Below are 20,025 nucleotides of genomic sequence, written 5' to 3'. Positions count from 1 at the left end.
CGCGCCATCACCATCAAGCAGGCGCTCAAGGCCGAGGGCCCCACCTACACGCCCTTCCCCAACCACACCATGGCGATGATCTTCGAGAAGTCCTCGACCCGCACCCGGGTCTCCTTCGAGACCGCCATGGCGCACTTCGGCGGCCACGCCCTGTTCCTCTCGCCCCGCGACACCCAGCTGGGGCGCGGCGAACCCATCGGCGACACCGCCCGGGTGCTCTCCGAGATGGTCGACATCGTGATGGTGCGCACCTTCTCCCATGCAGGCCTCGAGTCCTTCGCCGCCGCCAGCAGCGTGCCGGTGATCAATGCGCTGACCGACGACTACCACCCCTGCCAGCTGCTCGCCGACGTCATGACCTGGACCGAGCTGCGCGGCGAGGTGCGGGGCAAGACCGCGGTGTGGATCGGCGACGGCAACAACATGTGCCACTCCTGGATCAACGCCGCCCGGCAGTTCGACTTCCGGCTGCGCATCTGCTGCCCCGAAGGCTACGAGCCGCGCCAGGATATCCTCGCCGCCGCCGGCGACCGTGTCACCCTCCTGCGCGACCCCGCCGAGGCCGTCGCGGGTGCCGACCTGGTGACCACCGACGTCTGGGCCTCCATGGGCCAGGAGGAGGAGCAGACCAAGCGCGAGGCGGCCTTCGCCGGTCTCCAGGTGACCGAGGCGCTGCTCGACCGGGCCGCCGACGATGTCCTCTTCCTGCACTGCCTGCCCGCCCACCGCGGCGAGGAGATCAGCGAGACCCTGCTCGACGACCCGCGCGCCGTGGTCTGGCAGGAGGCCGGCAACCGGCTGCACGCCCAGAAGGCGCTGATCGAGTTCCTGCTGCTGGGCCGAGTCGACGACTGAGGCCGACACCCCCTTAGACCTTGGTCTTGTACGACCAAGGTTGTATAATGCGCCGCAGCACATTCCAGCAAGGAAGACGCGGCGCATGACACCTCCCCCGATCGACACCTTGGGCATGCAGCGCAGCCTGCGCCAGTGCCTCTCCAACATGGCCGCCCTGCTCTACCGCCAGGGCCACGTCCTCGAGACCGTGACCGTGCCCCACCGCGGCCTCGACCCCGCCACCCTCGAGTGCCTCGAGGCGGACTCCCGCGAGTGGTCCGCCTGCCAGCGCATCCTCGAGTCCAGCGAGGCCGCCACCTTCAACGAGCAACGGCGCTTCGTGCTCACCGGCCTTGGCCGCGAGCTGCTGTTCGACATGTTCGGCGAGGGCGCGGCGGACTGCGCCTGACCGCCGGGTGACGGCGCCCTGCGAGGGCCTGTCGCCGGGAAAGCCCAGAGCGCGGCATTCCCATCTGCGATCACCAAGGAGGCCCGCCGACACCGATTGCGTCGGCGGGCCTCCTTGGTTATGTTGGGACGACTTGTCGGGGAGCCCTGACACGCGCCTGGCGCGCTGGACGAGGGCTGAGATCGGTACGGCCGAACCCGTTGAACCTGATCAGGTTGATGCCTGCGGAGGAAACAAGCTCGTGCATCGCTGTCCGCTCCTGCCCCGCATCCTGCCTGGTCGTCACTCCCCCCGCTGGATGCCCGTTCGATGAGTCGACTCCCCCAACAGCGCTTCGCCGTGGCCGGCGCCGGCCTGCTCGGCCGCCTGGTGGCCTGGCGCCTGCTGCGCGACGGCCACGCCGTCACCCTCTATGACGCCGGCGACCTGGACACGCCTCCCGCCGCCGCCTGGACTGCCGCCGGCATGGTCGCCCCCCTGGCCGAGACCGTGGTCAGCGAGCGCTGTGTCTACGACATGGGGCGCGTGGCCCTGACCCGCTGGCCCGAGTGGCTGGCCGAGCTCGAGGCCCCCGAGCTCTGGCACCCACGGGGCAGCCTGGTGGTGGCCCACCCCCAGGACGAGGGCGAGCTGACCCAGTTCCGCCGCGAGCTCGACGACGCCCTGGGCGCGCCGGCGCGCTACCGCCCGCTGTCGGGCGCCGACCTCCAGGCCCTGGAACCCGACCTCGCGACGGGCTTCCGCCATGGCCTCTTCCTCGAGGAGGAGGCCCACCTGGACAACCGCGAGCTGCTCGCCCGGCTGCTGGCGGCGATCCGCGCGCTGGGAGGTGAGTACCACGGCCACACACCGATCGAGACCCGGCCCGGCGAGGTCGAGAGTGCCGCCGGCCGGCGCACCTTCGACCGGGTGATCGACTGCCGTGGCCACGGCGCCAGGCCCCGCCACCCCACCCTGCGTGGCGTGCGCGGCGAGACCCTGCAGGTGCACACCGAGGAGGTGCGGCTGTCGCGCCCGGTACGCCTGATGCACCCCCGCTACCAGCTCTATGTGGTGCCCAAGCCGCACGGCCGCTTCGTGGTCGGTGCCACCTCCATCGAGAGCGAGGACCGCTCGCCCATCTCGCTGCAGTCGTCGCTGGAGCTCTCGAGCGTCCTCTATACCCTGTCGCCGGCCTTCGCCGAGGCGCGAGTGCTCGAGCAGGGCGTCAACCTGCGCCCGGCGTTTCGCGACAACCTGCCCCATGTCACCCATCGCGACGGCCTGACCAGCGCCAACGGCCTCTTCCGCCACGGCTACCTGCTGGCCCCGGCGTTGGTCGAGCACCTGCTGGCCGAGGTCCGCGGCGCGGGCGAGCGCCCCTTCGCCGCAGTGCTGGCCGAGGCCGCCCCCGAGGAGAGCGCGTCATGAAGGAAGGCACCCAGGAGAAACACGCCATGCACGAGATCACCCTGAGCCTCAACGGCGAGGCCGCCCGGCTGCCCGCGGGCACCGCCCTGGACCAGGCCCTGGAGCGCTGGGGCTACGGCGGCCGGCGCGTCGCCGTGGCCATCAACGACACCTTCGCCCCGCGCTCCAGCTGGGTGGAGCGCACCCTCGACGACGGCGACCGCATCGATATCGTGGCCCCGGTAGGAGGCGGCTGATGAACAGGCTCCATGACGACCAGCATGACGCCCTGGTGCTCTATGGCGAGGCCTTCACCAGCCGCTTCCTGCTCGGCACCGCCCTCTACCCTTCGCCGGCGGTGATGCAGGAGGCGATCGCCGCCGCCGGCTGCGACATGGTCACCCTGGGCCTGCGCCGCCAGAACCCCGCCGGCGGCGACGGAGACGCCTTCTGGCAGATCCTGCGCGAGAGCGGCTGCCGGCTGCTTCCCAACACCGCCGGCTGCCGCTCCGCCCGCGAGGCGATCACCCTGGCCGAGATGTCCCGGGAGCTGTTCGACACCCCCTGGATCAAGCTCGAGGTGATCGGCGACGACTACAACCTCCAGCCCGACCCCTTCGGCCTGCTGGAGGCCGCCCGGGAGCTGGTCGACCAGAGCTTCAAGGTGCTGCCCTACTGCACCGACGACCTGGTGCTCTGCCAGCGGCTGCGCGAGGTTGGCTGCCAGGCGCTGATGCCCTGGGGCGCCCCCATCGGCACCGGGCGTGGCCTGATGAATCGCTACGCCCTGCGCACCCTGCGCGAACGCCTGGACGTGCCACTGATCATCGACGCCGGGCTTGGCGCCCCCTCCCAGGCCGCCGAGGCCATGGAGATGGGCTTCGATGGCGTGCTGCTCAACACCGCCGTGGCCAAGGCGCGCCGCCCGGCGGCGATGGCTGCCGCCTTCGCCCGCGCTATCGAGGCGGGCCGCGAGGCCCATCGCGCCGGGCTGATGGAACGGCGCCAGACGGCAAGCCCCAGCACCCCGACCCTGGGCCAGCCCTTCTGGCACACCAGCGGCTAGCCAGGACGCCGGCCAACCGGCCTGACTCACACGCCACCCCCTCACCCGGCGGTGATATGGCGCCGCCCCTCCGCGCTCACTAGAGTGAGATAAGGCAAAGGGGGAGGGCATGGCATGGGCGAGCGAGAGGACGAGGCCGACTTCGTGGTGCAGCAGGAGCGCATGCTGCGGCGAGGGGACGGCGGCGAGGAGGTCATGGCGCTGCAGCGGCGGCTGCACCAGGCGGGTCTTCGCCTGGCGATCGACGGCGATTACGGGCCGGCCACCGAGCGCGCGGTATGCGCCTTCCAGCGCCGGGTCGGACTGGTGGCGGATGGCATCGCGGGCCCCAAGACCCTGCAGGCGTTGCGCGAGAGCCCCCCGGACGAGCGGCTGCTGCAGCAGGCCGACCTGGAGTGGGCCGCCGCCGAGCTCGGGGTACCCGTGGCGGCGGTGATGGCGGTCAACGAGGTGGAGTCACGGGGCAGCGGCTTCTTTCCCAACGACAGGCCCGCGATCCTGTTCGAGCGCCACATCATGTACCGGCGGCTCAGGCACCACGGCCTCGACCCCGCGCCCCACCGCGCCCGGCACCCCGAGCTGGTCAACCCGTCTTCCGGGGGCTATGCCGGTGGCGTACGGGAGTATGATCGACTCACGCGGGCACAACGGATCCACCACGACAGCGCGCTGGAGTCGGCCTCCTGGGGGCTCTTCCAGATCATGGGCTTCCATTGGCAGCACCTGGGCTACGATAGCGCCCGCCACTACGTGGAGTGCATGCACCGGGGCGAGCGCGATCACCTCGACGCCTTCGTCCGCTTCATCGGCAAGGACAGGCGCCTTCACGACAGCCTGCGCGACCAGGACTGGGCGCGCTTCGCCCGCTACTACAACGGCCCCGCCTACGCCCGCAACCGCTACGACGAGAAGATGGCCCGGGCCTTCGCCCGGCACAGCCAGGCGCTGGGCGACCGGGGGATGCTGGCCTGACGACAGCCTGGGCGCGGGGCGGGAGACACGCAACGCCAGCCACGAAAAAGCCGCCTAGCGAGCTACGCTAAGCGGCTGATTCGTCGTGTCTTGTTGGTGGAGCCTAGCGGGATCGAACCGCTGACCTCAACACTGCCAGTGTTGCGCTCTCCCAGCTGAGCTAAGGCCCCACGCTGTCTCGTCTTGCGAGAACGGGGCGAATGATACGGCGGCAGGCAGGAGTGGTCAAGCCTTTTTTTCATCGGTCGTTCCCCTCCTAAGGAGGGTTTTGCCCGGCGGCCAGTTATGCCACTCTTGTCCTGCCTAGCCGCTATCCCCCTACCCTTCAATGAGATCGACTCGTCGAGGTCGAGCCGTTCAGGAGTCCCCCGCGTTGATCAAGGTACTGATTGCCGATGACCATCACCTGGTCAGGACCAGCCTGGCCCACCTGCTGAACGCCGAGAAGGACCTGCGCGTGGTCGGCGAGGCCTCCAGTGGCGAGGAAGCAATCAACGAGACCCGGCGCCTCAAGCCTGACGTGGTGCTGATGGATATCCGCATGCCGGGCATCGGCGGCCTGGAGGCCACGCGCAAGATCACCCGCACCCTGCCCGACGCCCGGGTGCTGGTGCTGACCGCCTGGCTGGAGGACACCTTCGCCCAGCGGCTGCTGGATGCCGGCGCCTGGGGGCTGGTGAGCAAGGACTCCCAGCATGACGAGATGGTCGGCGCCATCCGCGAGGTGTTCCACGGCCAGCGCTACGTCAGCCCGGACGTCGCCCAGCGCCTGGTGCTGTCACGCATCGACTCGCCCGAGAACCCCTTCGACGAGCTCTCCTCCCGCGAGATGCAGGTGGCGATGATGATCATCAACTGCCAGAAGGTGGCGGACATCTCAGACCGCCTCTTCCTCAGCCCCAAGACCGTCAACACCTACCGCTACCGCATCTTCGAGAAGCTGGGGGTCGACTCGGATGTGGAGCTCACCCACCTGGGGCTGCGCCACGGGCTGGTGGAAGGCTTCTCCAGCGTCAAGTAGCGCCTTGCCATGAGCTTCGATCACCGCCGCTTCCTGGCCAATGTCAGCGAGGCCCCCGGCGTCTACCGCATGCTGGACGCCCAGGGCGACACCCTCTACGTGGGCAAGGCGCGCCGCCTCAAGGCGCGCCTGGCCAGCTACTTCCGTGGCGCGCTCAACGCCAAGACCCAGGCGCTGGTGGGGCGCATCGCCGACATCCAGGTCACCGTCACCAACAGCGAGACCGAGGCGCTGCTGCTGGAGCAGACGCTGATCAAGAAGCTGCGCCCGCCCTACAACATCCTGCTGCGCGACGACAAGTCCTACCCCTTCGTCTTCGTCACCGACCGCCACCCCTTCCCGGCGCTGGAGTATAAGCGCGCCCGCAGTCGCCGCGACGACGGCCGCTACCTGGGCCCCTACCCCAGCAGCCACGCGGTGCGCGAGAGCCTGTCGCTGATGCAGAAGATCTTCCGCATCCGCAACTGCGAGGAGAGCGTCTTCGCCCACCGCACGCGGCCCTGCCTGCAGTACCAGATCAACCGCTGCAGCGCCCCCTGCGTGGGCTACATCAGCGAGGCCGACTACCGCCGCGACCTGGAGCACGCGGTGCAGTGCCTGGAGGGCAAGAGCGAGCAGGTCACCCGCGAGCTCACCGAGGCCATGGAGGCCGCCAGCCGCCAGCTGGCCTTCGAGGAGGCGGCCCGCCTGCGCGACCAGATCCAGCAGCTGCGCCAGCTACAGCAGCGTCAGTTCGTCGACACCGGCGACGGCGACGCCGACGTCTTCGCCTTGGCCAGCCGCCCCGGGGCGCTGTGCATCTCGGTGCTGGCGATCCGCCAGGGGCGCCTGCTCGGCGCGCGCCACCACGCCCCCGCCAACGGGCTGGACCTCACCCCCGAGGCGCTGCTCGGCGACTTCGTCAGCCAGTACTACCTGGGCCGGGCCCGCGAGATCCCCCGCGAGGTGATCACCAGCCACGCCGTGCCCGATGCCGCGCTGATCGCTGGGGCGCTGAGCGAGCGGGCGGGACGCCGGGTCCGCCTCACCGACCAGGTACGCGGTCACCGCGCCCAGTGGAAGGAGCTGGCGCGCACGAACGCCGAGCAGCAGCTGGCCGGCCAGCTGGCCAACCAGACCCAGCTGGCGCGGCGCTTCGAGGCGTTGCGCGAGTCGCTGGGCATGGCCGCCCCGCCGGCACGGCTGGAGTGCTTCGACATCAGCCACAGCCACGGCGAGGCGACTGTGGCCTCCTGCGTGGTGTTCGACGAGAACGGGCCGCGCAAGTCCGACTACCGCCGCTTCAATATCGAGGGGGTGGCCGCCGGCGACGACTACGCCGCCATGCAGCAGGCGCTGACCCGCCGCTTCCGCCGCGTCGCCGAGGGCGAGAGCGTGGCGCCGGACGTGCTGGTGGTGGACGGCGGCAAGGGGCAGCTCAACATGGCCCGGGAGGTGCTCACCTCGCTGGGGGTCAACGGCGTCATCCTGCTCGGCGTGGCCAAGGGCACCACCCGCAAGGCCGGGCTGGAGACGCTGTTCCTGGAGACCGTGGATCGCACCCTGGACCTGGAGGCGGCCTCCCCGGCGCTGCACCTGATCCAGCATATCCGCGACGAGTCGCACCGCTTCGCCATCACCGGCCACCGCACCCGCCGCGACAAGGTGCGCCGCACCTCCACCCTGGAGGGCATCGCCGGGGTCGGGCCCAAGCGCCGGCGCGAGTTGCTGCGCTTCTTCGGCGGCCTGCACGGGGTCAAGCAGGCCAGCCGCGAGGAGCTGGCGCGGGTGCCGGGCATCAGCGACAGCCTCGCCGAGACCATCCATCGCGCCCTGCATGGATGAAGCCGGCCAAGGGGGATAGAATGCGCCTATGCCCAATGCTCCCCATCACCGGCAAGGACAGCTTCGCGCGATGAACATCCCGAATATCCTCACCCTGGCCCGCATCGCCTTCATCCCGCTGCTGGTGGTGCTCTTCTACCTGCCCTTCGCGTGGAGCATGCCGCTGGCCGCCGCCTTCTTCGCCCTGGCCTCGGTGACCGACTGGCTCGACGGCTACCTGGCCAGGCGCTGGAACCAGTCCACCCCTTTCGGCGCCTTCCTCGACCCGGTGGCCGACAAGCTGATGGTGGCGGTGGCCCTGGCGCTGCTGATCGAGCGTTACGACGCCCTCTGGCTGACGCTGCCGGCGCTGGTGATCATCGGTCGCGAGATCGTGATCTCGGCGCTGCGGGAATGGATGGCCGAGATGGGCAAGCGCGGCAGCGTGGCGGTCTCCTGGCTCGGCAAGGTAAAGACCACCCTGCAGATGGTGGCGATCTTCCTGCTGCTCGCCTTCGCCCCCGGCACCCCCATCGCGGTACTCGCCGTGGTCACCCTCTACGTGGCCGCCGTGCTGACGCTGTGGTCGATGGTCCTCTACCTCAAGGCTGCCTGGCCGCACCTCAGCCGTTCCATGTAGGTGTGCACCCGCAGGCGACATAAAACGTTTGACAGTCACCGGCTTATCCGTATAATTCGCTCTCGAGTCAGGCGGGAATAGCTCAGTGGTAGAGCATCGCCTTGCCAAGGCGAGGGTCGGGAGTTCGAATCTCCTTTCCCGCTCCATTATCTCTGACTCGATGAGGCTGGATGGCAGAGTGGTTATGCAGCGGACTGCAACTCCGTGTACGCCGGTTCGATTCCGACTCCAGCCTCCACTCCCCCGATCGACCCGATCCGCCCGACACCGTGCCGCCCGGATGGCGAAATTGGTAGACGCAAGGGACTTAAAATCCCTCGGTGGCGACACCGTGCCGGTTCGAGCCCGGCTCCGGGCACCAGCTCACCGCCACCAGGCCGGATCGACCCCACCATGGGGCACCTCCATGATGCTGGCCCAATGAATCTGCCGCCGCTGCGCGATCCCTTCTTCACCTATCGCTTCCGCCGTCGCCTGCACGTGCTGCGTGTGCTGCTGGCCCTCGCCCTGACCTTCCTGATCATTCGCCTGTTCGAGATACCCCACTCCAGCTGGGCACTGGTCAGCACCATCATGGTCATGGGCAACCTGCCGCATATCGGCGGCGTACTCGACAAGGGCCGCCAGCGCCTGCTCGGCACCGCCCTGGGTGCCGGCTCCGGCCTGCTGCTGCTTCTCCTGCCGCCGACCCCCCTGCTGCTGCCGCTGGGTGGCCTGACCGCCATCGGCGTGGCCACCTGGTGGACCTTCGGCAACCGCCACGGCTACAGCGGCCTGATGTTCGCCATCAGCCTGCTGCTGGTGATCGGCGACGGCAGCCACGACCTCGGGGTCGGCCTGTGGCGCGCCTTCGACGTGCTGCTGGGCACCCTGGTGGGAATCCTCGTCACCGTGCTGGTGCTGCCCCAGAAGGCCACCGACATGATGCGCTTCATGCTGGCCGAGAACCTCGAGCGCATGGCGCGCCTCTTCCATGCCCACACCACCGCCTCGGCGGCGGTGGACATCGACACCCGTGCCCTGCTCAAGGCCACCAGCTCGGCACTGGTCAAGCAGCGCGGCCTGGTGGACGCCATCCACCGCGAGCGGCGCCTGCGCCGCGACGAGCTCGACGACATCATCTCCCTGCAGCGGCGCATGCTTTCCACCATCGAACTGCTCCTCGAAACCCACTGGACCACCCGCGCCGGGCATGACCAGATCGAGGCGATGACCGGGCTGCGCGGGGAGCAGCATCGCCTGGCCCGCGAGCTGGATACCCTGGCCACCCAGGTGCGCACCGGCCAGCCCATTACCGCCGAGGTGGCCTTCTTCGACCTGCAGCGCTACGCCCGCCTCGCCACCAGCGCGGTGAGCGACGAGGGGCGCATGCTGTTCAGTCCCAGCGGCTACCTGTGGCTCAACCGCGAGCTGGCCCGCCTGGCCCGGGAACTGGTCGAACGGCTCGGCGGCCTCGACCGCCTGCCCAGCCGCCGCCTGCGCCGCGCCTCCGGGCGCAAGTGGGCACGCCGCCATACCGCACGATCCGACGAAGGAGCGCGAGATGCCTGACGCCAACCCTGAGGTGCTGATCATCGGCGGCGGTGTCGCCGGCCTGGTGCTGGCCCTGGAGGTCGCGGACCGCCGTCCGGTCACCCTGCTGCGCCCCGCCAGCGACGACCAGGGCGCCAGCCGCTGGGCCCAGGGCGGCATCGCCGCGGTGCTCTCCCCCGGCGACGACTTCGAGGCCCATGTCCAGGACACCCTGGTGGCGGGCGACGGCCTGTGCGACGAGGCCGCGGTGCGCTTTACCGTGGAGAACGGCCCCGCCGCCATCGAGTGGCTGCTCTCGCTGGGCGTGCCCTTCACCCGTGACACCAGCCCCGACGCCGGCTACCCCTACCACCTCACCCGCGAGGGCGGCCACGGGGCCCGGCGCATCATCCATGTCGCCGACGCCACCGGCCGTGCGGTGATGGATACCCTCAAGGCCCACGCCGCCGCCCATCCGGCCATCCGGATCCGCGACGACCTCACCGCCATCGGCCTGCTCCAGGACGCCGAGGGGCGCTGCCGCGGCGCCCGCTGCCTCGATGCCGACGGCCGGGGGGTGACGCTGCCAGCCCACGACACCGTGCTGGCCACCGGCGGCGCCAGCGGCCTCTATCGCCACACCACCAGCCCCCAGCCGGCAAGCGGCGAGGGGATGCTGATGGCCGCCGAGCTCGGCGCCACCCTGATGAACCTGGAGTTCCAGCAGTTCCACCCCACCTGCCTCTATGATCCGCAGGGCAGCCCCTTCCTGATCAGCGAGGCGGTGCGCGGCGAGGGGGGACGCCTGCTCAACGTCCACGGCGAGCGCTTCATGCCGGGCGTGGATCCACGCGCCGAGCTGGCCCCCCGCGACGTGGTGGCCCGTGCCATCGATGCCGAGATGCAGCGCACCGGCAGCGACCACGTGCTGCTCGACGTGCGCCACCTGGGTGAGTCGGCGATCCGCCACCACTTCCCCACCATCCATGCCCACTGCGCGTCGCGTGGCCTGGATATCGTCACCGTGCCCATCCCTGTGGTCCCCGCCGCGCATTACAGCTGCGGCGGAGTGGCCACCGACCACCATGGCGCCACCGGCGTGGCCCACCTCTTCGCCGTGGGCGAGGTCGCCTGTACCGGGCTACATGGGGCCAACCGCATGGCCAGCAACTCGCTGCTGGAGTGTCTGGTGTTCGCCCGCAGTTGTGCGGCCGCGCTGCGCGACGCACCCTGCACGCCCCTCCCCGAGCCTTCAGCCGGAGAGGTCGTCGCCGATGCCCCCCCGCCGGAGCTCGCCGAGTGGCGCCAGCGCCTGCGCGACCTGATGAGCCGCCGGGTGGCCATCGTGCGTCGCGACGCCGGGCTGGCGGAGGCGGCCTCGGCGCTCGCCGCCCTGCAGGCGACGGTCGGCGAGGCCGTGGCACGCACCACCCCCGGCGCCGAGCTGGCCAGCCTGTGGCATGCGGTGCGCCTGGCGCGCCTCACCGTGGGGTGCGCACGCCGCCGTCGCGAGTCCCGCGGCCTGCACTACAACCCGGACTGCCCGCACCACGGCGACACCCACCCCCAGCCGTCACGCAGCTGGCTGCGCGAGCTCGAGGGGGGAACGTCCAGATAGCGTGGCCAGGGAAGCGGGGGGGCTGACGCCACCGCGTGGCTCAGTGCCTCACCAGCCAGCGGCGCAACTCGCGATGCGCCTGCGGCGAGCAGCTGTCGGGCCATACCCAGAGCCGGCGCCCGTCGAGACGCAGGCCAATCAGCCAGGGCCCCAGGTAGTCGCAGCGCAGGCTCACCGGCCGGGCTTCCTTGTCGCCCGCCGCGCACCAGCGCCAGCGCACCCCGCCGGAAGGGTCGGCCTCGGCCCTGAGTTCGCCGCAGGGCCCACGACGCACCGCCAGGATGGCGAGGGTAAGCAGCAGCAGCAGGAGCGCCAGCCAGGGAGCCGGCGACAACACGAAGCACAGCAGGCCGGCCACCGCGGTGGCCGGCAGCAGATGGGCCAGCAGGGCCAGCCTAGACGGGCCGATGCGACACGCTGTCGGCACTCTCGGCATGGTCGATGATCATCTGCACGATACGCCGGCGAACCGGCTCCTCGGGGAGCTCGCGACGCATCAGCCACAGGAAGAGGTCCTGGTCCTCCTCGTCGATCAGTGCCCGGAAGGCCGCCTGGTCCTCCGCGGCCAGGCCGTCGTAGCGCTGCTCGAGGAAGGGCACCAGCAGCAGGTCCAGTTCCCACATGCCGCGCCGGCTGTGCCAGTAGAGTCGCTTGCGCTGTGCCGCCTCGGGGCTTGATGGTTCGTTCAAGGTCGACCTCGCCTCTGTTCGGGAGTGTGTCGGCAGTATACCCGAGCCCGGCGCCGGAGACAGCCGCACGGGGTCTTCGGAAGGCTCTCTGCCTATGGTCGTAGTGCGTTGTTTTGTCTCGTTTTGCCGAGTATGCTTGAACGAAAATAACAGCCTGCCGCCAACGGAGACCCGCGATGACCAAGTCCGAGCTGATCGAGCAGATCGCCATGCGACAACCCGAGCTCTCCCTCAAGGAGGTGGAAGCGGCCGTGCGCCTGATCCTCGACGACATCACCGAGACCCTGGCGGCGGGGGGCCGGGTGGAGATTCGCGGCTTCGGCAGCTTCTCGCTGCACTACCGCGAGCCACGCATCGGCCGCAACCCCAAGACCGGCGAACCGGTCGCGCTGGACGGCAAGTTCGTGCCACACTTCAAACCCGGCAAGGAGCTTCGCGAGCAGGTGGACGCCAGCCGCGCTCTGGGCTACTGAGCCCACCGCTCCGCACTTCCGACCCAACTCTTACATCCTGAAGGGGACACTTCGCATGCGTTGGCTCAAAGGCCTGATCCTGGCCATCATCCTGCTGGCGGTTCTACTGGTCGGCATCCTGTTCGCCGTGAACAACCGCGAGGCGCTGCCGCTCAACCTGATCTGGATCGAGCTGCCGGCCGCTTCCCTCTCGGTGTGGCTGCTGGCCTCCCTGGCCGTCGGGGTACTGCTCGGCATGCTGGCCATGAGCGGGGTCTACCTGCGCCTGCGCACCTTGCTGACCCGTGCACAGCGCCACAACCAGCAGCAGCGCAAGGAACTCGACCGCCTGCGTGTCCAGGAGCTGAAGGAACTCCCCTGAGATGCCCGATGCCCTGCTGCTGACCGTCCTGGTGGCAGCGGTCGCCATTGGCTGGTGGCTGGGCCGCCGCGAACGCCGCAAGGCGCATGATCCCGCACCCCCGACCGGGCTGGCGCGGGATTATTTCGTGGGGCTCAACTACCTGCTCAACGACCAGCAGGACCGCGCCATCGAGACCTTCGTCGGCGCGCTGGAGGTCAACAGCGAGACCATCGAGACCCACATCACCCTGGGTAACCTGTTCCGCACCCGCGGCGAGGCGGACCGGGCGATGAAGATCCACCAGAACCTGCTGGCGCGGCCCAGCCTCAGCGCCGCCCAGGGCGAACGGGTCCAGCTGGAGCTGGCCCGGGACTTCCTCACCCTGGGCCTGCTGGATCGCGCCGAGCGCCTGCTCAAGGGGCTGCTGCGCGACTCCCAGGACGCCGCGCTGCGCCAGGCGGCGCGCCGGCTGCTGGCCGACCTGCTGGAACGCGAGGGGGAGTGGGCGGCTGCCTTCGAGGTCGCCAACCCGCAGCTGGTCCAGGAGGACAAGGAGCGCCGCCGCGCCGCGGCCCACTGGCTCTGCCAGCTGGCCGAGGAGGAGCGCGCCAACGCCAGCCCCACCCTCGCCCGACGCCACCTCAAGCGAGCGCTAAACGTCGATCCCCACTGCGTGCGCGCCAACCTGTTGCTGGCGGCCCTGGAGCATGATACCGCCCACTACCGCCAGGCGATCGCCGTGCTGTCGCGCATCCCTGCCCAGGATCCGGCCTTCACTCCTACCATGCTCGAGCCCCTGGCACGCAACTACCGGCTGCTCGATGACGCGGAGGGACTCACGCGCCACCTCCACGAACTGCTCGAGCGCCACCCCTATACCAGCGTGATCATCCTGCTGGCGGAGACCCTTCGCCAGCGAGAGGGCATAGCGCCGGCCATCGCCCTGGTCAGCGAGCAGCTCAATCGCGAGGCGAGCCTGGGAGCGCTGGATTACCTGATCGACCTCTACCGCCAGCACAGCCGCGGCGAGGCGCTCGAGCAGCTTGCCCTGCTCAAGCGCCATACCGCCGACCTGCTCGGCAAGCTACCCCGCCATCGCTGCCGGCGCTGCGGCTTCAGCGGCGACCAGCTGCACTGGCAGTGCCCGCGCTGCCGCAGCTGGGGCACCACCCGGCCGATCACCGGTATCGAGGGCGAGTAGCCCCGGCCGTCAATCGACCGCGGCGAGCTCGGCCTCGATGGCGGCCAGGGCCGCCATGGGCTCCTCGGCCTGGGTCACCGGCCGTCCCACCACCAGATGCGTGCTGCCCGCGGCCATGGCCGCGGCGGGGGGCATGATGCGCTGCTGGTCGCCGGCCGCCGCGAAGCTCGGCCGGATACCCGGGGTCACCTTGAGGAAGGCATCGCCACAGCGCTCGCGCAGCCGCGCCGCCTCCTGGGCCGAGCACACCACGCCATCCATGCCGCTATCCCGGGCCAACAGCGCCAGGCGCTCCACCTGCTCGGCCGGCGTGGCCATAATGCCCACCTCGGCGAGGTCCTCCGCCGCCATGCTGGTCAGCACGGTGACGGCGATCAGCCGGGTCGACAGCCCATGGCGGTCGAGACGCTCCCGGGCCGTCTCCATCATGCGGCGCCCGCCACCGGCGTGGACGTTGACCATCCACACGCCCTGCTCGGCCGCCGCCTGCACCGCACCGGCCACGGTGTTGGGGATGTCGTGGAACTTGAGGTCGAGGAACACCTCGAAGCCGCGCCCGTGCAGCGCCTCGAGCACGTCGGGGCCGCTGCGGGTGAACAGCTCCTTGCCCACCTTGAGGCGACAGCGCGCCGGGTCGAGCCGGTCGGCCATGCACAGGGCGGCATCCAGTGAGGGATAGTCGAGGGCGATGATCAGCGGGGAAGCGGTAGACACGAACCGGACTCCTGACAAGAGGAAACGACGCCAGAGTATAGCAGCCATACCCCAAGCAAACGGCCAGCTTTCACCGCCCTGGGCACGTCGTTATCGCCTACATCCTTCAGAGATGTCGTCGAATGAATGGCGTCCTGTCTGACATGAGTTTGGACAGAAGTGACTCCGACCCACGGCACCCGCATGACTAGCTTGAAGAGGCACCCATCCGGATGCGATTCCAACGTGGGAGGAAGTGACAATGAAAGACAGGATTCACGCCCTATTCGGGGCATGCCTGGTGGCGCTCATGCTGGGCCTGACACCCCTGGGCGCCGTGGCCCAGGAGGTCGAGCCGATCAACGTCAATACCGCCAGCGAGGAGCTGCTGACCGAGCTGCCCGGCATCGGGCCCAGCAAGGCAGCGGCCATCGTCGAGGACCGCGAGGCCAATGGCCCCTACGAGAGCGCCCAGGATCTCACCCGGGTCAGCGGGATCGGCGAGAGCACCGTGGCCAACCTGGAGGGCCAGGTCACCTTCTGACCCTCTCCACCATCCCGCCAGGGCAGGCGACCCCACAGGCGGCGGCCGGCGTCTTTAGAGGCGCAGGCCGCCGTCGCATTCGATCACCCTGCCGGTGAAGTAGTCGTTCTCAAAGATGAAGGCCGCGCTCTGGGCGATATTCTCCGGCTGGCCGAGACGCTTGAGGGGCACCCCGGCGGTCAGCTTGTCGAGCATGTCCTGGCGCATGGAAGCGGTCATCTCGGTCTCGATGAAACCGGGCGCCACCGCGCCGACGCGGATGTCATGGCGCGCCAGTTCCCTGGCCCAGGTGGTGGTGAGCGCCACCACGCCCGCCTTGCAGGCGGCATAGTTGCTCTGCCCCATGTTGCCGGCCCGGGAGATGCTCGAGATATTGACGATCACGCCGGGCTTGCCCGCCTCGACCATCTGGGCCGCCGCCTCGCGCCCGCACAGGAAGACCCCGGTCAGGTTCACATCGACGACCGCCTGCCACTGCTCCAGGGACATGGTCTTCTCGACCTTGCCATCCCGGGCCTTGACCAGCAACGCATCACGCAGGATGCCGGCATTGTTGACCAGGCCGCTCACCGGACCCAGCGAATCGGCGATATCGGCGAAGGCCTGCTTCACGGAGGCCTCGTCGGCCACGTTGGTGACGAAGCCCCGCGCCTCGATGCCGGCCCGGTGCAGCACGGAGACCGCCTCGTCGAGGTTGGCAGCATCGGTGTCGAGCAGCGCCAGGCGGGCGCCGCGGCTGCCCAGCAGGGTGGCCATGGCCAGGCCCAGGCCTCGGGCGCCACCGGTGATGGCGATCACGCTGTCTTGGAGTTGCATGGTCTCTCCTGTTGTCGGGTCTCACCCAGGGAAGTCTCGGTGCCGGGTGCCGCGCTCACTGTGCTGGCACCCGGTCGTGGTGGCGCGCCACTGAGCCTCGGCCAGCCTTGTGCATTGCATCATAGCGCTAAGCTTATGGCCATCATGCGACGATTGTCGCCCGGCCACCAGCACCGCGGCTCAACGCTTGATTTCGCCTCTCCCGCCCCCATCTCATCGTCATCGACACCACGGGAGGCCTCATGCCCTTTCTCCTATTCTTCACGCTGTTCGCCCTGCTCGACTTCGTGATCCTGTTCTCGGTGGGCAGCCAGATCGGCCTGCTCACTACCCTGGCGCTGGTGCTGGCTACCGGCTTCATCGGCCTGCACCTGATCCGCCGCGAGGGCGCGGCCACCTTCGCCCGGGCCCGGGAGCGCCTGGAGCGCGGCGAGGTGCCCTCCGGCGAGCTGCTCACCGGCGCGGCGCTGATCTTCGGCGGCGCCCTGCTGATGGCCCCGGGCTTCGTCTCCGACGCCCTGGGGTTCCTGTGCCTGATCCCCGATGCCCGACGCCTGATGGGCAAGCTGCTGGCCTGGCTGGGCATTCGCACCCACGGCTTCCATATGCATCGCGACGGGGTCGGCGCCGGGCCCGGTGTCGGGCGTCCCCATGATGACTGGGCCCAGGCCGACGAGGGACGCCGCCGGCGTGGCGCTGAGGAGGCGCCCTCAAGCGAGGACGACGGCGTCATGGAGGGCGAGTTCATCTCCCGGGACGAGCGTCGCGGCTGAGCTCGGTCGGGTGCACAAAAAAATTTCGGCAGGGCCCTTGAAAGCCTATCAGCGAGCCCCATTTACAGGTCAGCAACAGGTTCGGTGCGGCTCCCGCACCATTGACACGGCAGGCGTTCGCGCCTGCCCTCGCCGCCCAGGCGGCGAGGAAACGATGCCAACCGCCGGGCAACCGGCACACAAACTATCAGGAGAACGTGAGCAATGAACATCCGTCCCTTGCACGATCGCGTCGTCATCCGTCGCGTTGAGGAAGAACAGAAGACCGCAGGCGGCATCGTGCTTCCGGGCAACGCCCAGGAAAAACCGACGCGTGGCGAGGTGCTCGCCGTCGGTAACGGCCGGATTCTCGATAACGGCGACGTCCGCGCGCTGGACGTGAAGGTCGGCGACACCGTGATCTTCAAGGATAGCTTCGGCGTCGAGAAGCAGAAGATCGACGGCGAAGAGGTCCTGATCATGAGCGAGTCCGACATCCTGGCCGTTGTCGAAGGCTGATTACGCCGCTCCAAACCCCATCTGACGTTCACGCATTGATAGGAAGATAGCGAAATGGCAGCAAAACAAGTCAAGTTCTCCGATGATGCCCGCAAGCGCATGGCGCGCGGCGTTGACCTCCTGGCCAATGCCGTCAAGACCACCCTGGGCCCGAAAGGCCGCAACGTGGTCATCGAGAAGTCCTTCGGCGCCCCGACCGTCACAAAGGACGGCGTCTCCGTGGCCAAGGAGATCGAGCTGAAGGACAAGTTCGAGAACATGGGCGCGCAGATGGTCAAGGAAGTCGCTTCCAAGACCTCCGACGTCGCCGGTGACGGCACCACCACCGCCACCGTGCTGGCCCAGTCCATCGTCAACGAGGGCCTCAAGGGCGTCATCGCCGGCATGAACCCGATGGACCTCAAGCGCGGCATCGACCAGGCCGTGGCCGCCGCCGTCAAGGAGATCCAGGCGCTGTCTGTGCCCTGCACCGACTCCAAGGCGATCGCCCAGGTCGGCACCATCTCCGCCAACGGCGACAAGCGCATCGGCGAGATCATCGCCGAGGCCATGGAGAAGGTCGGCAAGGAAGGCGTCATCACCGTCGACGAGGGCCGTGGCTTCGAGGACGAGCTGGACGTGGTCGAGGGCATGCAGTTCGATCGCGGCTACCTCTCCCCCTACTTCGTCACCAACCAGGACACCATGGCGGTCGAGCTGGAAGACCCCTACATCCTGCTGGTGGACAAGAAGATCTCCAACATCCGCGAGCTGCTGCCGACCCTCGAGGCCGTCGCCAAGGCCGGCAAGCCGCTGGTGATCATCGCCGAGGACATCGAGGGCGAGGCCCTGGCCACCCTGGTGGTCAACACCATGCGCGGCATCGTCAAGGTCGCCGCCGCCAAGGCGCCGGGCTTCGGTGATCGTCGCAAGGCCATGCTGCAGGACATCGCCATCCTGACCAACGGCACTGTGATCTCCGAGGAAGTGGGTCTGACCCTGGAGCAGGCTACCCTGGACCACCTGGGCACCGCCAAGCGCGTGACCATGTCCAAGGAGAACACCACCATCATCGACGGCGCCGGCAACGACGGTGACATCGAGGCCCGCGTCAACCAGATCCGCGCCCAGATCGAGGAGACCTCTTCCGACTACGATCGCGAGAAGCTCCAGGAGCGCGTCGCCAAGCTGGCCGGCGGCGTGGCCGTCATCCGCGTCGGTGCCGCCACCGAGGTGGAGATGAAGGAGAAGAAGGCGCGCGTCGAGGATGCCCTGCACTCCACCCGTGCCGCGGTCGAGGAAGGCGTGGTGCCTGGCGGTGGTACCGCCCTGGTGCGTGTGCTGACCAAGATCACCGAGCTCAAGGGTGAAAACGAGGACCAGACCCACGGCATCGCGATCGCCCTGCGTGCCATGGAGGCCCCGCTGCGCCAGATCGTCACCAACGCCGGTCAGGAAGGCTCCGTCATCCTGAACCAGGTCAAGGCAGGCGAAGGCAACTACGGCTACAACGCCCAGACCGGCGAGTTCGGCGACCTGTTCGAGATGGGTGTGCTGGACCCGGCCAAGGTGACCCGCAGCGCGCTGCAGTCTGCCGGCTCCGTGGCTGGCCTGATGATCACCACCGAGGCGATGATCGCCGACGATCCGGACGAGAAGGACGCCGCTCCGGACATGGGTGGCATGGGCGGCATGGGTGGCATGGGCGGCATGATGTAAGCCCCCCTGCCCCAGGCACTGCCCCCAGAGGCAAGCCCTGAGACAGACCCCGCCGGCGCAAGCCGGCGGGGTTTTTTACGTAAGGAGCAAGGAGCAAGGAGAAAGGAGAAAGGAGAAAGGAGAAAGGAGAAAGGAGAAAGGAGAAAGGCAGCGTGGTACCGGTAATACGGGTGGCAAGGAGTTGACTCCAGCTTGCCCCTTGCAGCTTGTAGCTGGCCGAAGGCCCGGTAAGATACCCAACCTCCGCTTATCACCTTACGCCGGCCGCCTGCCCATGCTCTCGAATATCCGCGTCGTCCTCGTCCAGACCTTCCATCCCGGCAATATCGGCGCCTCGGCGCGGGCCATGAAGACCATGGGGCTCAGCGACCTGGTGCTGGTCAGGCCACGACTGTTTCCCGACCCCGAGGCGACTCGCCTCGCCGCCGGTGCCGAGGATCTCGTCGAGGGGGCCCGTGTCGTCGACTCCCTGGCGGAGGCGGTGTCGGACTGCGTGCAGGTGGTGGGCGCCAGCGCCCGGCTCCGGAGCCTGCCGCTGCCCCACTTCGACGAGCCCGACGCCATGGCCCGCGAACTGGTGGAGCATGCCGCCCACGACCCGGTGGCGCTAGTGTTCGGGCGCGAGCGCTCGGGGCTCACCAACGACGAGATCCGCCTGTGCAGTCACCAGGTGAGCATTCCCGCCAACCCCGACTACGGTATCCTCAACCTCTCCCAGGCGGTGCAGGTGCTCGCCCACGAGGTGTTCACGGCGAGGCGGCGGCGGCCGACGAGCGGCTACCGTCCCGCCCTGCCCCCCGAGGAGAGACAGCCCAGCCGCGAGCAGCTCGACCACTTCCATGGGCACCTCGCCCGCGTCATGCAGGGCAGCGGATTCCTCACCCAGCCCCACGCCCGCACCGAGGCGCAGCTGCAGGCGCTGTTCGCCCGCGCCCAGCCGTCGCGACGCGAGCTGTCGCTGCTGCGCGGCCTGCTCGCGTCCCTGGAACGCCACCTTCCCGGCGACCGGTAGCCACACACGACGACGGCG

23 protein-coding genes, 4 tRNA genes and 1 riboswitch are annotated in these 20,025 nt (G+C 69.1%); of the genes, 22 read left to right on the top strand and 5 right to left on the bottom strand.

Annotated features, from left to right (window positions below; translation table 11 throughout):
* The 6 genes from argF to Q673_RS37175 form a co-directional block, all read left to right on the top strand.
* The coding region (gene argF, locus Q673_RS31690) for an ornithine carbamoyltransferase (protein WP_023006777.1) at positions 1-855 on the top strand (855 nt) is incomplete at its 5' end.
* 85 nt (positions 856-940) lie between these two features.
* Positions 941-1,246: a hypothetical protein gene (locus tag Q673_RS31685; protein ID WP_023006776.1), complete on the top strand. Its 306-nt coding sequence runs from the start codon at positions 941-943 to the stop codon at positions 1,244-1,246.
* Positions 1,247-1,373: 127 nt separating this feature from the next.
* Positions 1,374-1,496: riboswitch (TPP riboswitch) on the top strand.
* Between the two features lie 59 nt (positions 1,497-1,555).
* Positions 1,556-2,656 (top strand): glycine oxidase ThiO, encoded by a 1,101-nt coding sequence (thiO, locus tag Q673_RS31680; RefSeq protein WP_023006775.1) that lies wholly within the window; start codon positions 1,556-1,558, stop codon positions 2,654-2,656.
* On the top strand, positions 2,653-2,892 hold the full coding sequence (gene thiS, locus Q673_RS31675) for a sulfur carrier protein ThiS (protein WP_023006774.1): 240 nt from the start codon (positions 2,653-2,655) through the stop codon (positions 2,890-2,892). The genes thiO and thiS overlap by 4 nt, the downstream gene beginning before the upstream one ends.
* Positions 2,892-3,701, top strand: a complete 810-nt coding sequence (locus Q673_RS31670) for a thiazole synthase (RefSeq protein ID WP_023006773.1) — start codon at positions 2,892-2,894, stop codon at positions 3,699-3,701. Before thiS ends, Q673_RS31670 begins: the two co-directional genes overlap by 1 nt.
* 114 nt (positions 3,702-3,815) lie before the next feature.
* Entirely contained in the window at positions 3,816-4,673 is an 858-nt protein-coding gene (locus Q673_RS37175; protein WP_023006772.1) for an N-acetylmuramidase domain-containing protein, read from the top strand.
* A 94-nt stretch (positions 4,674-4,767) separates the two neighbouring features.
* Here Q673_RS37175 and Q673_RS31660 read toward each other — a convergent pair.
* Positions 4,768-4,843: transfer RNA gene (locus Q673_RS31660), tRNA-Ala, on the bottom strand.
* A gap of 203 nt (positions 4,844-5,046) precedes the next feature.
* Between Q673_RS31660 and Q673_RS31655 the strand changes: the two genes are divergently transcribed.
* The 8 genes from Q673_RS31655 to nadB all read left to right on the top strand — a co-directional run bounded on the left by Q673_RS31655 (position 5,047) and on the right by nadB (position 11,267).
* The gene (locus Q673_RS31655) at positions 5,047-5,694 is read left to right on the top strand and encodes a response regulator (protein ID WP_023006771.1); all 648 of its coding nucleotides are present in this window, start codon (positions 5,047-5,049) and stop codon (positions 5,692-5,694) included.
* A 9-nt stretch (positions 5,695-5,703) separates the two neighbouring features.
* A complete protein-coding gene (gene uvrC / locus Q673_RS31650) occupies positions 5,704-7,518 on the top strand; it encodes an excinuclease ABC subunit UvrC (RefSeq protein ID WP_023006770.1) in 1,815 nt (604 codons plus the stop codon).
* Between the two features lie 70 nt (positions 7,519-7,588).
* A complete protein-coding gene (pgsA, locus tag Q673_RS31645; RefSeq protein WP_023006769.1) occupies positions 7,589-8,137 on the top strand; it encodes a CDP-diacylglycerol--glycerol-3-phosphate 3-phosphatidyltransferase in 549 nt (182 codons plus the stop codon).
* A gap of 71 nt (positions 8,138-8,208) precedes the next feature.
* A tRNA-Gly gene (locus Q673_RS31640) sits at positions 8,209-8,283 on the top strand.
* Positions 8,284-8,301: 18 nt separating this feature from the next.
* Positions 8,302-8,375: transfer RNA gene (locus Q673_RS31635), tRNA-Cys, on the top strand.
* A gap of 36 nt (positions 8,376-8,411) precedes the next feature.
* Positions 8,412-8,498 (top strand) — tRNA-Leu (locus Q673_RS31630).
* A 59-nt stretch (positions 8,499-8,557) separates the two neighbouring features.
* Entirely contained in the window at positions 8,558-9,688 is a 1,131-nt protein-coding gene (locus Q673_RS31625; protein ID WP_023006768.1) for an FUSC family protein, read from the top strand.
* The gene (gene nadB / locus Q673_RS31620; RefSeq protein WP_023006767.1) at positions 9,681-11,267 is read left to right on the top strand and encodes an L-aspartate oxidase; all 1,587 of its coding nucleotides are present in this window, start codon (positions 9,681-9,683) and stop codon (positions 11,265-11,267) included. Before Q673_RS31625 ends, nadB begins: the two co-directional genes overlap by 8 nt.
* A gap of 40 nt (positions 11,268-11,307) precedes the next feature.
* Here the strand turns inward: nadB and Q673_RS0118600 are convergent, their stop codons facing one another.
* Positions 11,308-11,703, bottom strand: a complete 396-nt coding sequence (locus Q673_RS0118600) for a protein YgfX (protein ID WP_152527128.1) — start codon at positions 11,701-11,703, stop codon at positions 11,308-11,310.
* Positions 11,663-11,956, bottom strand: coding sequence for an FAD assembly factor SdhE (locus tag Q673_RS0118595; protein WP_031218452.1), 294 nt, complete (start codon positions 11,954-11,956; stop codon positions 11,663-11,665). Before Q673_RS0118595 ends, Q673_RS0118600 begins: the two co-directional genes overlap by 41 nt.
* A gap of 146 nt (positions 11,957-12,102) precedes the next feature.
* Here Q673_RS0118595 and Q673_RS31615 point away from each other — a divergent pair, with 146 nt between their 5' ends.
* From Q673_RS31615 to lapB, 3 genes are read left to right on the top strand one after another with little or no spacing between them, the layout of a single operon-like run.
* Positions 12,103-12,429: an integration host factor subunit beta gene (locus Q673_RS31615; protein ID WP_268744288.1), complete on the top strand. Its 327-nt coding sequence runs from the start codon at positions 12,103-12,105 to the stop codon at positions 12,427-12,429.
* Positions 12,430-12,484: 55 nt separating this feature from the next.
* Positions 12,485-12,790 carry a LapA family protein gene (locus tag Q673_RS31610; RefSeq protein WP_023006763.1) on the top strand — a complete coding sequence of 102 codons (306 nt, stop codon included), beginning with the start codon at positions 12,485-12,487 and terminating at the stop codon, positions 12,788-12,790.
* A gap of 1 nt (position 12,791) precedes the next feature.
* A complete protein-coding gene (gene lapB / locus Q673_RS31605; RefSeq protein ID WP_023006762.1) occupies positions 12,792-13,973 on the top strand; it encodes a lipopolysaccharide assembly protein LapB in 1,182 nt (393 codons plus the stop codon).
* A 9-nt stretch (positions 13,974-13,982) separates the two neighbouring features.
* Here lapB and pyrF read toward each other — a convergent pair whose 3' ends face one another.
* Positions 13,983-14,687: an orotidine-5'-phosphate decarboxylase gene (gene pyrF, locus Q673_RS31600; protein WP_023006761.1), complete on the bottom strand. Its 705-nt coding sequence runs from the start codon at positions 14,685-14,687 to the stop codon at positions 13,983-13,985.
* Positions 14,688-14,928: 241 nt separating this feature from the next.
* On the opposite strand from pyrF, the gene Q673_RS31595 reads away from it, so the two are divergent.
* Positions 14,929-15,210: a ComEA family DNA-binding protein gene (locus Q673_RS31595; RefSeq protein WP_023006760.1), complete on the top strand. Its 282-nt coding sequence runs from the start codon at positions 14,929-14,931 to the stop codon at positions 15,208-15,210.
* Positions 15,211-15,264: 54 nt separating this feature from the next.
* Here the strand turns inward: Q673_RS31595 and Q673_RS31590 are convergent, their stop codons facing one another.
* Positions 15,265-16,026 (bottom strand): SDR family oxidoreductase, encoded by a 762-nt coding sequence (locus tag Q673_RS31590; protein WP_023006759.1) that lies wholly within the window; start codon positions 16,024-16,026, stop codon positions 15,265-15,267.
* 242 nt (positions 16,027-16,268) lie between these two features.
* Between Q673_RS31590 and Q673_RS31585 the strand changes: the two genes are divergently transcribed.
* From Q673_RS31585 to Q673_RS31570, 4 genes are all read left to right on the top strand, one after another.
* A complete protein-coding gene (locus tag Q673_RS31585; RefSeq protein WP_023006758.1) occupies positions 16,269-16,799 on the top strand; it encodes an FxsA family protein in 531 nt (176 codons plus the stop codon).
* Between the two features lie 204 nt (positions 16,800-17,003).
* Positions 17,004-17,297 (top strand): co-chaperone GroES, encoded by a 294-nt coding sequence (locus Q673_RS31580; RefSeq protein WP_023006757.1) that lies wholly within the window; start codon positions 17,004-17,006, stop codon positions 17,295-17,297.
* A 54-nt stretch (positions 17,298-17,351) separates the two neighbouring features.
* Complete coding sequence (gene groL, locus Q673_RS31575) at positions 17,352-18,995, top strand: chaperonin GroEL (protein WP_023006756.1); 1,644 nt, start codon at positions 17,352-17,354, stop codon at positions 18,993-18,995.
* A gap of 274 nt (positions 18,996-19,269) precedes the next feature.
* Positions 19,270-20,007, top strand: a complete 738-nt coding sequence (locus tag Q673_RS31570; RefSeq protein WP_023006755.1) for an RNA methyltransferase — start codon at positions 19,270-19,272, stop codon at positions 20,005-20,007.
* Positions 20,008-20,025: the final 18 nt, after the last annotated feature.

Origin of the sequence: Halomonas sp. PBN3 (genome assembly GCF_000475415.1) — a bacterium.
Classification (GTDB): domain Bacteria; phylum Pseudomonadota; class Gammaproteobacteria; order Pseudomonadales; family Halomonadaceae; genus Halomonas; species Halomonas shengliensis.
The sequence above is the reverse complement of the archived record's forward strand: the minus strand, read 5'-3'. Positions and strand labels throughout refer to the sequence as shown.

Coding starts and splice junctions, on each gene's coding strand:
- thiS (WP_023006774.1), top strand. CDS start 2,653: ATGAAGGAAGGCACCCAGGAGAAACACGCCATGCACGAGATCACCCTG.
- Q673_RS31585 (WP_023006758.1), top strand. CDS start 16,269: ATGCCCTTTCTCCTATTCTTCACGCTGTTCGCCCTGCTCGACTTCGTG.
- Q673_RS0118600 (WP_152527128.1), bottom strand. CDS start 11,703: ATGCCGAGAGTGCCGACAGCGTGTCGCATCGGCCCGTCTAGGCTGGCC.
- Q673_RS31670 (WP_023006773.1), top strand. CDS start 2,892: ATGAACAGGCTCCATGACGACCAGCATGACGCCCTGGTGCTCTATGGC.
- Q673_RS31595 (WP_023006760.1), top strand. CDS start 14,929: ATGAAAGACAGGATTCACGCCCTATTCGGGGCATGCCTGGTGGCGCTC.
- nadB (WP_023006767.1), top strand. CDS start 9,681: ATGCCTGACGCCAACCCTGAGGTGCTGATCATCGGCGGCGGTGTCGCC.
- Q673_RS31590 (WP_023006759.1), bottom strand. CDS start 16,026: ATGCAACTCCAAGACAGCGTGATCGCCATCACCGGTGGCGCCCGAGGC.
- Q673_RS37175 (WP_023006772.1), top strand. CDS start 3,816: ATGGGCGAGCGAGAGGACGAGGCCGACTTCGTGGTGCAGCAGGAGCGC.
- uvrC (WP_023006770.1), top strand. CDS start 5,704: ATGAGCTTCGATCACCGCCGCTTCCTGGCCAATGTCAGCGAGGCCCCC.
- Q673_RS31685 (WP_023006776.1), top strand. CDS start 941: ATGACACCTCCCCCGATCGACACCTTGGGCATGCAGCGCAGCCTGCGC.
- Q673_RS31610 (WP_023006763.1), top strand. CDS start 12,485: ATGCGTTGGCTCAAAGGCCTGATCCTGGCCATCATCCTGCTGGCGGTT.
- pgsA (WP_023006769.1), top strand. CDS start 7,589: ATGAACATCCCGAATATCCTCACCCTGGCCCGCATCGCCTTCATCCCG.
- Q673_RS31580 (WP_023006757.1), top strand. CDS start 17,004: ATGAACATCCGTCCCTTGCACGATCGCGTCGTCATCCGTCGCGTTGAG.
- Q673_RS31570 (WP_023006755.1), top strand. CDS start 19,270: ATGCTCTCGAATATCCGCGTCGTCCTCGTCCAGACCTTCCATCCCGGC.
- thiO (WP_023006775.1), top strand. CDS start 1,556: ATGAGTCGACTCCCCCAACAGCGCTTCGCCGTGGCCGGCGCCGGCCTG.
- Q673_RS31625 (WP_023006768.1), top strand. CDS start 8,558: ATGAATCTGCCGCCGCTGCGCGATCCCTTCTTCACCTATCGCTTCCGC.
- groL (WP_023006756.1), top strand. CDS start 17,352: ATGGCAGCAAAACAAGTCAAGTTCTCCGATGATGCCCGCAAGCGCATG.
- lapB (WP_023006762.1), top strand. CDS start 12,792: ATGCCCGATGCCCTGCTGCTGACCGTCCTGGTGGCAGCGGTCGCCATT.